Below are 12868 nucleotides of genomic sequence, written 5' to 3'. Positions count from 1 at the left end.
AGACCCCGCTCCCCGCCACCGGTGACGGTGAGGTCGGTGACTTGTAGCACATACATGTATGAGGGGGGTGTGTGCAAGATACGTTTTTCTTTAATTCTCTGAGAAAATTTCTACAACCATCTGCCCTAGGTGTCCGTCTGGTTAACGCAAGGCTGTGTAGAGGTTGATGTAGAGGAGCTCAGAACGTGACGGTGCGTTCCTTTGCCCGGCGGGTACGACCGCGAGTCGAGCGGAAGGCCGCCGAGAAGGTGTGGCAGCTGCGTACCCTCCGGCGCCGCCGCAGGGCAGCGGTCACGGACCCGGTGCTCCGCCCGGTGGCGGTGCGCGGCCAGCAGCTCTACGGACGGGTCGTGACCCGGTTCACCGCCGCCGAGGCGGCCGCAGCCAACCTCGGCCTGGTCCTCGCCGCGCTGGAGCAGGAAGGCATCCCCTACTTCCTGGTGCCGGCCTCGCGCACCCGCCACACCATCGGCGTGAACGCCCTCGACCGGGAGCGTTTCCTCACCGCCCTCGAGGCACGGAACGCGGGGAAGGCGGTGTTCATCGGCAGACCGCTGCCCGGCGGAAAGCTCAAGCACCCCGCCCTGTTCATGGACGGTGTCCTGCCGGCCCCGCTGCGTACGGCCCCGGTCCTGCGCGTCGGGGAGAACCTCCTGGGCCCCGCGGGCCAGCTGCTCGCCGGCCCGGAGCTCGCCTGCGACGTCGAGTTCTGGGAGGACGGGGCAGAACTCCTCGCCTCCGACAAGGGCCCCCGGCGCCTGGCCGCGGTCCAGCCGCAGGCGTCCGAGGACATCTTCGCGGAGTCCCTCGTCGCGCCGCGGAACAACGGCATCACGGACGTACTCCCGGCGTCCGAGCAGAAGCCGGCCATGGTGCGGATCGGCGACCGGGAGCTGCCGAGCTTCGTCGCGCTCACCCAGCCGACCGTGAACGACGTGACCTTCCCCGTCGACGTCGTATACACCTGGGTGGACGGCGAGGAGCCGGAGATGCGCGCCAAGCGCGCCCGGTACCAGGAGCGCGGCACCGCCGAGATCCTGGACAAGGAGACCAACGCCTCCCGCTACACCAGCCACGACGAGCTGAAGTACTCACTGCGCTCGCTCGCCATGTACGCCGACTTCGTCCGCCACATCTACATCGTGACCGACGGCCAGAAGCCGCACTGGCTCGACGACACCGCCCCGGGCATCACGGTCGTCGACCACCGCGACATCTTCCCGGCGGACGTCCTGCCGGTGTTCAACTCGCACGCGATCGAGACCCGGCTGCACCACATCCCCGGCCTGTCGGAGCACTACCTCTACTTCAACGACGACGTGTTCGTCGGCCGCCGGGTCACCGCGGAGCACTTCTTCCACGGCAGCGGTCTGATGAAGATCCCGGTGTCCCCGCTCAAGATCGGCGTCGGCAAGCCGCACGCCGAGGAGACGGCGACCAACTCCGCGAGCAAGAACGTCCGTCGGCTGCTGCTGGAGAAGTTCGGGCGGATGACCACGAACAACTTCATGCACACCCCGCTGCCGCAGCAGCGGGAGACACTGCGGGCCCTGGAGGAGCTCTTCCCGGAGGACATCCGCCGCACCACGGCGTCCCGCTTCCGTTCGCCGCAGGACATCGCCCTGACGGCCCCGCTGCTCTACCAGTACGCGCTGATGACCGGCCACGGCGTGCCGGGCCGGTTCGGCTTCCGGTACGTCAACATCAGCCGCCCGGACGCGGAGGCCCGCCTGGCCGATCTGCGCCGCAACCGCCGCTTCGACTTCTTCTGCCTCAACGACGTCGACGTGCCACCCGAGGAGCGGGAGCGGGTCGGCCTCCGGATGAGTGAGTTCCTGGAGGACTACTTCCCCTTCGCCAGCCCCTTCGAGAAGCAGGACTGACGGGGGTCGGGGGGCATGGACATCCGTCACCGTCTCACGGCGCCCGCGGGCCTGCGCGCCGCCGGCAACCTTCTGGTACGCCTGTGGACCTGGATGTCGGCCAGGCTCTGGGCGCTGCGCACGACCCGGGCCCGGCGACGCCTGCGGGCCGCCGTCCCCGGAACGCGGAGGATCACCGTCGGACCGGCGCGGCTGTACGGCCGTACGGTCGCCGCGTACACCGCCTCGGACGCCGTCGAAGCCGATCTCGAACGCGTCTGCACCCTCCTGGAAGGGCTGCAGGTCCCGTACTTCCTGGTTCCCTCCGATCACGGGCACGGCGCGCCGCGGCAGATCGTGGGCGTCGAGGAGTCGTACCGCGGCGCGATCCTCGCCCGGGCCGCCCAGCGCTTCGCGGGTACCGCCGGGTACGTCGGTGCCGTCGGACCGGACGACGCCGTGACGTCCCCGGTGCTGTGGGCCGACGGCAGGCTGCCGCGGGCCCTGAGGCGAGCCGCGGTACTCCGCACCGGTGTGGTGCGCCTCGGCCCGGCAGGGCAGGTGCTCAGCGGCCTCGAAACGGGGTGCGACATCGAGTTCTGGCGGCACGGCCGGGACCTCGGCGCCGTCCCGGACACGGCCGCGGGCATCGCCCCGGGTACGGCCGCGGGCACCGATCCCGCCTGGCTCACCGTGCCCGGCAGCCGGCTGCCGGACGTCTTCGGCCCGGCGCTCGTCGCCCCGCGCCGCAACCCGGTGGCGGAAGTGCTGCCGGTGGCCGCGCGGCAACCGGCAGCGGGTCGCCGCCGCACCGTCCCGACGTTCGCCCCGTTCGCCGAGCCGGGCATCGACGAGGTGCTGTTCCCCGTCGACGCCGTGTACACCTGGGTCGACGGGGACGACCCGGCGATGGCCGCGAAGCGCCGCGCCCATCAGGAACACTCCGACAACGTCATCGCTCCGCGCGAGACCGGCGCCTCCCGTTACACCAGCCATGACGAACTGAAGTACGCGCTGCGCTCACTGGACATGTACGCCGGGTTCGTCCGGCGCGTCTACCTCGTGACCGACTCCCAGATCCCCGCCTGGCTGGACGCGGACGCGGAGGGTCTGACGGTGATCGACCACCGGGACATCCTCCCGGCCGACGCGCTCCCCGTCTTCAACTCCCACGCCATAGAAAGCGGCCTGCACCGCATCCCCGGCCTGTCGGAGCACTACCTCTACTTCAACGACGACGTCTTCATCAACCGACCGGTAGGCCCCGAGCACTTCTTCCACGGCAACGGCATCGCCCGTATCCCGCTGTCCCCTCTGAAACTCGGGGTCGGCGCCCCGCACCCGCTCGAACCGGCCCCGAACTCCGCCGGCAAGAACGCCCGCGAGGTGATCAGGCGCTTCCACGGCAGACACGTCACGCACAAGTCGCTGCACACGCCGCATCCCCAACTGCTCTCGGTCATGCGGGAGATGGAGAGCCTCGGCATCGAGGAACTGGAACGGACCGCCTACTCGCGCTTCCGTTCCACCTCCGACGTGGCTCCCGCGTCCACGCTCCACCACCACTGGGCGATGGCAACCGGCCGGGCCGTCCCCGCCGACTACCGCTTCCGCTACGTCCAGCTGGGCACACCGGACATGCGCCGCCGCCTGGCCCGTCTCGCGGCCGGCGAGGACATCGACTTCTTCTGCCTCAACGACGTGGACACGCCCCCGGAGACCAGACCGGCCGCCCAGGCCGCGATCCACGCCTTCCTGGAGCGGAAGTACCCGTTTCCGAGCCGCTTCGAAGGAGCACCCCGCGGCACCGCCCGCCCAGTCCCGTCGCTCACGACGAGAGTCCCCTCCCAGCCGACGCGGGAGGAAGCACAGCGCCGCGAGTGAACAGGCCCGGAACCGAGCCCGGACCCCGCCGAGGGCGCCGGCCGCCGAGCGCAACCCTCGCCGGCCGGCGGCCCGCCGGCGTGGATCCGGGCGGCGGCCGACACCTCAAGCCTCACCGTCCGCATGCGGACAAAGCCCAAGACCGCGCCGATCCGCGCAGCTGGCTCCGATGGAAACGTATCGGAGTGCGCACCGCACGCAAGGGCATCGAATCCAGCGGACGACGAGGGCGCCGCCGCTGGGTCGTCGAGCGGACCGGCAGGCAGGAGTCCGCGGCGCCAGAGCACGGTTCAGGCCCCTCGATGAGCGAGCTCGGCGTCGGCCGTTGACGCTGATACCCGAAGGTTCACTGGGACCGATGGCTCGTGGCGGGGGAGAACCGGCCGAAGCGGAGCGCAGCTCATTCTCCCCGGATTCTCCGCAGCGGCCTGAGAGAGGCCTTTGCGGGTGTCCTCGCCGGTCCGAGTCCGCAGCACGCGCTCCTGCTGTCGGTTCCTCAGAGCCAGTCTTTCCGCTTGAAGATGAAGTACAAACTGGTACATACCACGGCCATCAGGACGATCGCAAAGGGGTATCCCAACCCCCAGTGCAGCTCGGGCATCTCCCTGAAGTTCATGCCGTAGATCGTGCCGACCAGCGTCGGAGCGAACAGGATCGCGGCCCACGAGGAGATCTTCTTGATCTCCTCGTTCTGTTCGAAGCCCGCTTCCGCCAACGCTCGCATTTCCGCGTTCTGTTGCTGGGTGACCAGGGTCGCGTTGACCGTGAGGATCTCCGTGAGGGCCTGGCGGAAGCCGTCCACGCGTTCGCTGATGTGGGTGACGTGGTCGGCGACGTCGCGGAGATAGCGCTGGAGTTCCTCGTCCGTGTCGTACTTGGCGAAACCGGCGATCAGGCTGTGCAGCATGCCGACCAGGGGGCGGGTGGCGCGCTGGAACTCGACCATCTCGCGGGAGAGTTCGTAGATACGGCGGGAGACCTCCGGGTCGCCGCGGAAGACCTCCGTCTCGATCTCGTCGATGTCGTTCTGCACGCCCTCGACGACCGGGGCATAGCCGTCCACCACCGCGTCGAGTATGGCGTAGAGGACTGCCTCCGGGCCGAGTTTGAGCAGGTCGGGGCTGTCCTCCATGCGGTGGCGGACCGCCGAGAGGTCGGGTGCCGCGCCGTGCCGGACCGTGATCACGAAGTCCGGGCCCACGAAGACGTGCAACTCGGCGAAGTCGACCTCCTCCGGCGCGTCCAGATAGCGGGCGGCACGCAGGACGACGAAGAGCGTGTCGCCGTACCGCTCCAGCTTCGGGCGCTGGTGTGCCTCCATCGCGTCCTCGACCGCGAGCGGGTGCAGGTCGAACTCGGCGGCCAGGGAGAGGAGTTCGTCCGAGGTGGGGCGGGCCAGACCGATCCACGCCATCCCCGCGGGCTGGTCGCGCAGTTCGCGGTACGTCTGCGCGAGAGTCGCCGGCGTCGACACCCGCACCCCGTCCCGGTACAGCGCCGCCTCCACCACGCTCAGCGGCTCGCCCGGTGTCGCCGCCGTCGCGGAGCCCGGTTCCGGCAGCTCGGCCGTGTCCTGGTCCGGCGGCAGGGCGCGGCGCCAGACAGACCTTCTGGTGCTCCGGCCGTTCCTGCCGTTCCCGGAGTTCTTCGAGGCCGGACTGGGGCGTCGCTCGGACATCGCGGCCGCCTCTCGATGGGGACTGCGTCGGCGTGATCTGTGTGATCGTAGTGGTCGGGCGCGGGCGGGTGTGGTGAGGTGTGATCAGTGGGTCTCGGTGCAGGATATACGGGGCATACAGGCCCGGCGGAGGGAATCAAGGACGGGATCCGGTGAGAGAAGCGGACAGGATCTGTCCGCTACGGACGTTAGCGTGCGCGCTATGGCGAAAACGTCTCCCGGCCCGCTCCTCGGCACCCGCGCCCTCAACCGCGCCACCCTCGACCGTCAGCTCCTGCTGCGCCGCTCACCCCGGTCGGTGAAGGACGCCGTGGAGCATCTCGTCGGCCTCCAGGCGCAGAACGTGAAGCCGCCGTACCACGCCCTCGCCGCCCGCCTGGACGGCTTCGACCCCGAGCGGCTCTCACAGCTGATGGCGGACCGGGAGGTGGTGCGTATCGTCACCCTGCGGTCGACCATCCACACCCACACCGCCGACGACGCCCGCACCCTGCGCCCGCTCGTCCAGCCCGCCCGGGACCGGGAGCTGACCGCCTTCCGCAAGGGCCTCGCCGGCGTCGACCTGGACCGGCTCGCCGCCCTCGCCCGTGACCTGGTCGAGGCCGAGCCGCGCACCATGGCCGAGCTGCGCCAGGCCCTCCTCGCCGAGTGGCCCGACGCCGACCCGCAGTCGCTCGCCATCGCCGCCCGCTGCACCCTGCCCCTCGTCCAGGTCCCCCCGCGCGGCCTGTGGGGCCGGTCCGGGCAGGTCGCCCTGACCACCACCGAGCACTGGCTGGGCCGCCCGGCCGCACCGGCCCCGGCGCCGGACGGCACCGTGCTGCGCTATCTCGCCGCCTTCGGGCCGGCCTCCGTCAAGGACATGCAGACCTGGGCCGGACTCACCCGGCTGCGCGAGGTCTTCGAACGGCTCCGGCCCCGTCTCCTCGCCTTCCGGGACGAGCACGGCGTCGAACTCTTCGACCTGCCCGACGCACCCCGCCCCGACCCCGAGACCCCCGCCCCGCCGCGCTTCCTCCCCGAGTACGACAACCTCCTCCTCTCGCACGCCGACCGCACCCGGGTCATCCCGCCCCAGCACCGGGGCCGCCTCTGGCAGGGCAACCAGCCCCACCGCACCCTGCTCGTCGACGGGTTTCTCGCGGGCGTGTGGAAGCCGGTGGACGACACCCTGTTCATCGAGGTCTTCGGGCGGCTGGGCCGGGCCGAGCGGGCCGCCGTCGTGGCAGAGGGTGAGCGGATGCTGGCCACCCTGTATCCCGGGACGTCGTACGACATCCGGTTCGCGCCGCTCCTTCGGAGCACCCGCGCACGGGGCCTCTAGAGTCGGGGCCATGGAACTGCGGCAGCTCACCTACTTCGTCGCCGTCGCCGAGGAGTTGCACTTCGGGCGGGCCGCCGACCGGCTGCACATCGTGCAGTCCGCGGTGAGCATGCAGATACAGCGGCTCGAGCGGGAGCTGGGCGCCGAGCTGTTCGACCGTTCGCCGCGCCGGGTCCGGCTCACCGGTGCGGGGGAGCGGCTGCTGCCCGAGGCGCGGGCGGTGCTGGCGGCGGCCGAGAGGGCCCGGGCCGCCGTCGCCCCGCCGGCCGGGCTCAGGATCGGCACCAGCACGGGGCTCGGCGCGCACCTGGACCGGGTGCTGGGCGCGTTCGCGCACCACGCGCCGGACGTGCCCGTCGAGCTGTACTCGCTGCCGGTCGCCGAGCGCCTCGCGAGGGTCGCGGGCGGGCGGCTGGACGCCGCGTTCGTGCGCGCCGTGGAGCCGGTGCCCGGCGTGCGGGTCCATCCGCTGTGGCCCGACCCCCTGGTGGCCGCCGTCCCCGCCGGCCACCCCCTCGCCGGACGCCCGGAGATCGGCGTCGGCGAACTGGCCGGGCTGCCCCTCGCGCTCACCGAGCGCCGCAACAACCCGGCCCTGGTCGACCTGGTCGTCGGTGCCTGCCGGGACGCCGGCTTCGAGCCGACGCCCGGACCGTCGACCGGCTCCCTCCAGGACACCCTCGCCAGCATCGGCACCCGCCCTCTGTGGACGGTCGTGTACGCGTCCCACGCGCGCGTGCTGCACAGCCCGAGGGTGACCTTCGTACCGTTCCGGGCGCCCGGCCTGGCCCTGCCGACCGGTCTCGCCGTGTCCGCCGTCGCCCCGCCCCCGCACCTGGACGCCCTGCTGCTGGCCTGCGACGATCACGAAGGCTGATCGCCGCGTTCGTGATCTGCTCCTTGGTCGCGGACGCACCCTGCGATGGAGTGGACCCACCGAACAGGAAGCGCACTCCGAGGAGTTCAGAGATGCCGATCGTCACCGTCCAGCAGGGCCCCCGCGACACCGAACTCAAGCGGGACCTCGTCAAGCGGGTCACCGACGCCTTCGTCGACGCCTACGGGATCCCCGCGGAGACCGTGCAGGTGTGGATCCACGAGGTCCCGGCGGACAGCTGGGGCGCGGCGGGCAGACTCACCGCCGACAAGTAGCCCGGCCGGGACATGGATAGGGGGCGTTGCGGGCTGCTCGTGGTAGCCCGCAACGCCCCCTGGTCACTCACCCGAGCAAGGCTCGGGAGGTCTTCTGGTTACGAGTTGACCTGCGCGGCCACCAGGTTCGAGAAGGTGGTCAGCCGGGTGTAGACACCCGGGTAACCGGCCTCCGCGCACCCCTCTCCCCAGGAAGTGATCCCTGCCAGGACGCCCCCGATGAGCAGGGGACCGCCGCTGTCGCCCTGGCAGGTGTCTACGCCGCCGGAGGTGTATCCGGCGCAAACCATGTCGGTCTGGACGAAGTCCGAACCGTAGGAGCTCTTGCAGCTGGTGTCGGACACGATCGGGACGGTCGCGGTCCGCAGCTGGTTGGAGGAGCTGCCGTTCTCCGAGGTGGTGCCCCAGCCGAGGATGCGGGCCGTGGTGCCGGCCGCGTACACGCTGGTCTGGGAGGAGCTGACGTACGACACCGGGGTGTACGACATCGCCGTCGAGAGAGTGAGGACCGACACGTCGTCGCCGTTGGTGGCGTCCGTGTAGTCCGGGTTGATCCAGATCTTGCTGACCCGGCTGACCGTGCCGTTGGTGCCGTTCAGGTTCGTACGGCCGCCGACCACGCGGACGCTGCTGGTGGACTCGCCCTCCATACAGTGGGCGGCGGTCACCACCTTGGTTGCCGACACCAGGGTGCCGCCGCAGAACTGGCTGCCGGACGCGTCCGTGATCTGCATCATGAACGGGTACGCGGTGGTCGTGGTCGTCGTGCCGCCGACGATCGGCTGGGGGGCGGCTGACGCGGTGGGGGACGCGATCAGCGCGGTCGCTGCGGCGGCAGCCGTCGCCGCCAGGACGGCGGCGGTCTTTCTGGCGCGGTTGAGCCCGAACATGAGTCTCCTCAGTGGGGGTTGCCGGTGGGGGGTCGCGCGGGCGTGGGGGGTGCACGGGGGTCGCGGGACCGACCCCCGTATGCCCGGGCGAGCGGCACATCCATAAGCTAGAACCCGGAACCCCACCCTCCCAATGAGGGAACCCCCTAGGGGGATGGGGGAGGGAAAACCCTCGGTCCGCCTCAGTTAACCGGGAGCGCTCTCACTTCGCGCGCCGCCCTGCCGCCAAACGGACTATGTCCACGCGCGATCGGATGCCCAGCTTGCGGTAGACCCGGGTGAGCGTCGCCTCCACCGTCTTGACGCTGATGAACAGCCGGGCGGCGATCTCCCGGTTCGTGGCACCCTCCATGACCAACGCGGCGACCTGACGCTCCATCGCGGCCAGCCCCTCCAGGGTCGCGGCCGGCTCGGCCGGCGCCTCGACCGCCGGCTCGGGCTCGGACCCGGGCACCGAGACGGCCTCGTCCACCTGGCGCAACCACGGCAGCGCCCGGCACCGCCGGAACAGCCGGGTGGCCTCGTCGTACGCCGTGGGGGAGCTCCGCTCGCGCAGCGAGGCCAGGGCGAACGCGGCCCGGGCCTCCTCCAGGCCGTAGCCCAGTTTGGCGAACCGGCCCTGAGCCGAGGTCAGCTGGGCCACGGCCGCCTCGTGCTCGCCGTGCGCCGCCCGGACGAGTGCCTCGGCCCGGTCCAGAACGGCGAGAACACTCTCCCGGCCGAGCCTGAGCGCGTGCTCCCGGGTGACGTCGATGACGTCCTGCGCCTCGGCCGTCTCACCCACCCGGACCAGCGCCTCGGCCAGGTCGCCCTGCCAGCGGCCGCGCGCCGGGTCGGTGATGCCGAGGCTCTGCTCCAACTCCCGCACCCGGCGCAGCGAGCGCACGGTGCCCGCCGGGTCGCCCGCCACCAACTGGGCGTATCCGAGGGCGCCGAGAGCCCGGGACAGGTACATGGTGTCGCCGTCCTGTTCGGCGTGGGCCACCGCCTCCCGGGCCAGCGCCAGACCCCGGTCCACGTCACCACCGGAGGCCTCGGCCAGCGAGGTGAGCATCGCGGAGGCGGTCTCGCCGATCCCGCAGTCGTGGGCCAGGTGCAGGCCCTCGCGGGCCAGGTCGAGGGCCCGGCCGCAGTGCCCGGCGCGCAGTTCGGTCTCGGCGAGCCCGCGCAGGAAGTGCACCTCGCTCTCCACCTGGCCGCGCCGGCGGACCTCGCGCAGCAGCGCGGTGACCGTGGCCCGGGCCTCGGCCAGCTGGTCGCCCATCACCAGCCAGCGGAACCGGGCGCTGCCGGCCCCGTTGTGATGGCACGACACGTTCGGGTCCTGCGGTTCCTTCAGCGCGCGCTTGATGGTGGCGGGTGCGGCCGGATGGCCCATCAGGGTCTCGACCTGGGCCTGCAGGGACAGCGCGAGCAGCTCGGTGCGCCGGTCGTCGCCGCGCGCGGCGAGGCCGGCGGAGTGCGCGGCCGCCTGCCGGGCCTCGGTGAAGTCGCCCTCCACGATCAGGGCCCGCCAGGCCAGCTGGTAGTGGACCTTGCCGAGCAGCCGCGGGTCGTCGCCGGCGTCGGCGAGGGCGTGCGGGAAGGCCGCGTCGACCTCGGTCATGGTGTGGCCGGCGGAGTCGATCACCAGGATCCAGGCCCGCACCCGGTCGGCGGGCCGGGTGGCCCGGGTGAGCACCTCGCGGGCGATGTCCTGGGCGAGGTCGACCTCGCCGGCGCTGATCGCGTCCTCGGCGGCCAGCAGCCGGCGCTCGTCCGGGCCCGGTCTGTTGTCCCCCGGGGTGTGCCGGGCGGCGAGCAGCCCGAGCTGGGCGGCCACCGAGGGTGCGCCCCGGTCCCGGGCCTGGGCCGCGGCCTCGGCGAGCCGGGCGGCCACCTCCGGGTCGGTACCGGTGGCGGCCAGGGCCAGATGCCGGGCCCGCTCGATCGGGTCGGAGGCGGCCGTGGACAGCGCCGCGTGCGCGGCCCGGCGCTCCTGCGCGGGCGCCTCGGCGTACAGCGCGGCGGAGATGAGGGGGTGCGCGAAGCGTACGGCCGGCCCCTCCGGCTCGGTGGCCAGCAGCCCGAGTTCGGCCGCCTGGGCGCACTCGGCCTCGGCGTTCTCCCGGCCGGCCGCGTGCAGCAGGGCGTGCGTGGGCCGGGCGCCGGCGCTGGCCACCAGAAGGGTGCGGCGGGCCTCGACGGAGAGCATGTCCAGGCGGGTGAGGACCAGGGCGCGCAGCGAGGTCGGCACCGGCAGCGGCTCGCCGGGCCGGGGCGGGGTGGGGTTCTCGGCGAGGGCGCGGCCGAGCTCCAGGGCGAACAGGGGGTTGCCGCCGCTGGTGCGGTGTATCTCCCGGACCGCGGCCCGGGTCAGCGCCGCGTGGCCGCGGTGGTCGAGGAGGTCGGCGACCTGCCCGCGGGTGAGCGGGCCGAGGCGGACGGCGACGGTGTCCGGGGGTGACGCGCGTAGGTGACGGTCGTACTCCTGGCCCTCCGTGCGGACCGCGCAGAGCAGTTGGACCGGGATGCCGCCGAGGCGGCGGGCGGCGAAGCCGAGGAGTTCGGCGCTGGCCGGATCCAGCCACTGGAGGTCGTCGGCGACGATCAGTACCGGGCCCTCGGCGGCCAGTGCGCGCAGTGCCGACAGCACCGCGAGGCGCAGGGCGAGGCCGTCGCGCTGGAGGGTGGACTCGCCGCGGCCGGTGAGCGCCGACTCCAGCGCGGTGCGCTGGGCGCCGGGCAGGTGGGGGGCGACCTCGTCGAGGACCAGCCCGAAGAGGTCGGCGAGGGCCAGAAACGGAAGATGGGATTCGGACTCGGTGGCCGAGCAGCGCAACACGGTGCGGGCGGCGCCGGCGTATTCGGCGTCCAATGCCCGCAGGACGGTCGATTTCCCTATTCCGGCGGGCCCGTGCAGGAGCACGCTGCCGCCCGAGGTGAGCTGTTCACGCGCGGCCGAGAGCAGCTCCGCCCGGCCGATGACCAGGTCGGGGCGGCATCGGGCAGGCTCCTGGAAGTCCCGTCGCACGGTCACCGCTCCCCTCGTGTGTCGTGTTCGGGCCAAATTCTAGGCAACGAACCCTGAAATCCGGCCGAACGGCATGGTGAGGGAAATAACAGCGGCCTTGCATCGGCTAATTCAAAGCGCGCATGCATGAATGGAATGGGTTCCCTCCGCTACGGCAACAACCCCGTCCGACGAGCCGCCGACACCGCCTCCCCCCGGGTGTGCGCGCCCAGTTTCCGCATCGCCGAGCGCAGATACCCCTTGACCGTCTCGGGCCGCAGGCCGAGCCGCTCGGCCACCGCCGCGTTGGTGGCGCCGGCCGCCACCCAGGCCAGCACATCCAGTTCCCGGGGCGCCAGCGTCCTCTCGGCCGCAGGCGCCGGGGCGGCCAGCAGTCCGCAGGCGGCGAGGAGTTCGGCGCGCAGCCCCGGGTCGGGGATCCGCGGGGCCAGCGCCCGCAGTGCCGCATGCGCCTCCCGCACCTGCTCCCAGGCGGCCCCCGGCTCCGCCCCGGCGGCGGGCTCCGGCCGCGCCGCCGCCAGCAGGCCCCGGGCCTCGTCCCGTATGACGAGGGCCTGCTCCACGTCCCGCGCCGCCGCCACCGCCGCGCCCAGCGTGCGGTCACCCAGCGGCTGGGCGGTGCGCAGCGCGCCGTACAGGACGCCCCGCACCCGGCGCCGTACCACCACGGGCACCGCGAGCACCGAGCGGATGCCCTCGGCCGCCACCGGGATGTCGTACTCGTGGCTGATCTGCCGGGAGACGGAGTAGTCGGTGACCGCGCACGGCCGGGCCAGCATGACCGCCTTGCCGCCCAGTCCGTTCCCCGAGCTGACCGCGAGCGAGCGCAGGGCGGCCGTGTGGGCGCCGCTCAGCTCGCTGATCCGGACCTGCGGCCGGTCGGCGTCGACGAGCCCGCCGAAGGCGATCGGGAGCCCGGTGGCGCGCCGGAGTCTGGCCAGCGCACCGCGTATCTCCACCGCCCCCGCGACCTCTGCTGCCACCTGTCCTGCCCCCTCGACCCCGGCTTCGTGCTGCCCACACCCCCGTTCGGGGGTAGTGAGACCTGCATCACGGATTACACGA

At 72.3% G+C, this 12868-nt stretch carries 9 protein-coding genes and 1 pseudogene; 6 read left to right on the top strand and 4 right to left on the bottom strand.

Annotation, left to right across the window (positions count from 1 at the left end; genetic code table 11):
• The first annotated feature begins 185 nt into the window (after positions 1–185).
• The 3 genes and pseudogenes from ACZ4N4_RS10035 to ACZ4N4_RS10025 form a co-directional block, all read left to right on the top strand.
• Complete coding sequence (locus ACZ4N4_RS10035; protein ID WP_467586471.1) at positions 186–1883, top strand: stealth family protein; 1698 nt, start codon at positions 186–188, stop codon at positions 1881–1883.
• Between the two features lie 15 nt (positions 1884–1898).
• Positions 1899–3746, top strand: coding sequence for a stealth family protein (locus tag ACZ4N4_RS10030; RefSeq protein WP_467586468.1), 1848 nt, complete (start codon positions 1899–1901; stop codon positions 3744–3746).
• Between the two features lie 83 nt (positions 3747–3829).
• Positions 3830–4003 (top strand): annotated as a pseudogene (locus ACZ4N4_RS10025) (IS5/IS1182 family transposase); the annotation flags it as partial.
• Positions 4004–4242: 239 nt separating this feature from the next.
• On the opposite strand, the gene ACZ4N4_RS10020 reads toward ACZ4N4_RS10025, so the two are convergent.
• Positions 4243–5424, bottom strand: coding sequence for a magnesium and cobalt transport protein CorA (locus ACZ4N4_RS10020; RefSeq protein WP_467586465.1), 1182 nt, complete (start codon positions 5422–5424; stop codon positions 4243–4245).
• A 202-nt stretch (positions 5425–5626) separates the two neighbouring features.
• Here ACZ4N4_RS10020 and ACZ4N4_RS10015 point away from each other — a divergent pair, with 202 nt between their 5' ends.
• The 3 genes from ACZ4N4_RS10015 to dmpI are packed head-to-tail and all read left to right on the top strand — an operon-like array spanning position 5627 to position 7900.
• Positions 5627–6748: a winged helix DNA-binding domain-containing protein gene (locus ACZ4N4_RS10015; RefSeq protein WP_467586462.1), complete on the top strand. Its 1122-nt coding sequence runs from the start codon at positions 5627–5629 to the stop codon at positions 6746–6748.
• Positions 6749–6758: 10 nt separating this feature from the next.
• On the top strand, positions 6759–7625 hold the full coding sequence (locus ACZ4N4_RS10010) for a LysR family transcriptional regulator (protein ID WP_453569261.1): 867 nt from the start codon (positions 6759–6761) through the stop codon (positions 7623–7625).
• Positions 7626–7675: 50 nt separating this feature from the next.
• On the top strand, positions 7676–7900 hold the full coding sequence (gene dmpI / locus ACZ4N4_RS10005) for a 4-oxalocrotonate tautomerase DmpI (RefSeq protein ID WP_467586460.1): 225 nt from the start codon (positions 7676–7678) through the stop codon (positions 7898–7900).
• 98 nt (positions 7901–7998) lie between these two features.
• Here the strand turns inward: dmpI and ACZ4N4_RS10000 are convergent, their stop codons facing one another.
• The 3 genes from ACZ4N4_RS10000 to ACZ4N4_RS09990 all read right to left on the bottom strand — a co-directional run bounded on the left by ACZ4N4_RS10000 (position 7999) and on the right by ACZ4N4_RS09990 (position 12786).
• The gene (locus tag ACZ4N4_RS10000) at positions 7999–8790 is read right to left on the bottom strand and encodes a S1 family peptidase (RefSeq protein ID WP_467586457.1); all 792 of its coding nucleotides are present in this window, start codon (positions 8788–8790) and stop codon (positions 7999–8001) included.
• 202 nt (positions 8791–8992) lie between these two features.
• Complete coding sequence (locus ACZ4N4_RS09995) at positions 8993–11809, bottom strand: helix-turn-helix transcriptional regulator (RefSeq protein ID WP_467586454.1); 2817 nt, start codon at positions 11807–11809, stop codon at positions 8993–8995.
• Between the two features lie 143 nt (positions 11810–11952).
• On the bottom strand, positions 11953–12786 hold the full coding sequence (locus tag ACZ4N4_RS09990; RefSeq protein WP_467586451.1) for a helix-turn-helix transcriptional regulator: 834 nt from the start codon (positions 12784–12786) through the stop codon (positions 11953–11955).
• Positions 12787–12868 lie beyond the last annotated feature (82 nt).

The sequence above is a fragment of the Streptomyces sp. NPDC026538 genome (assembly GCF_055567535.1).
Note: the sequence above shows the minus strand (reverse complement) of the source record. Positions and strands in the feature narration are given on the sequence as shown.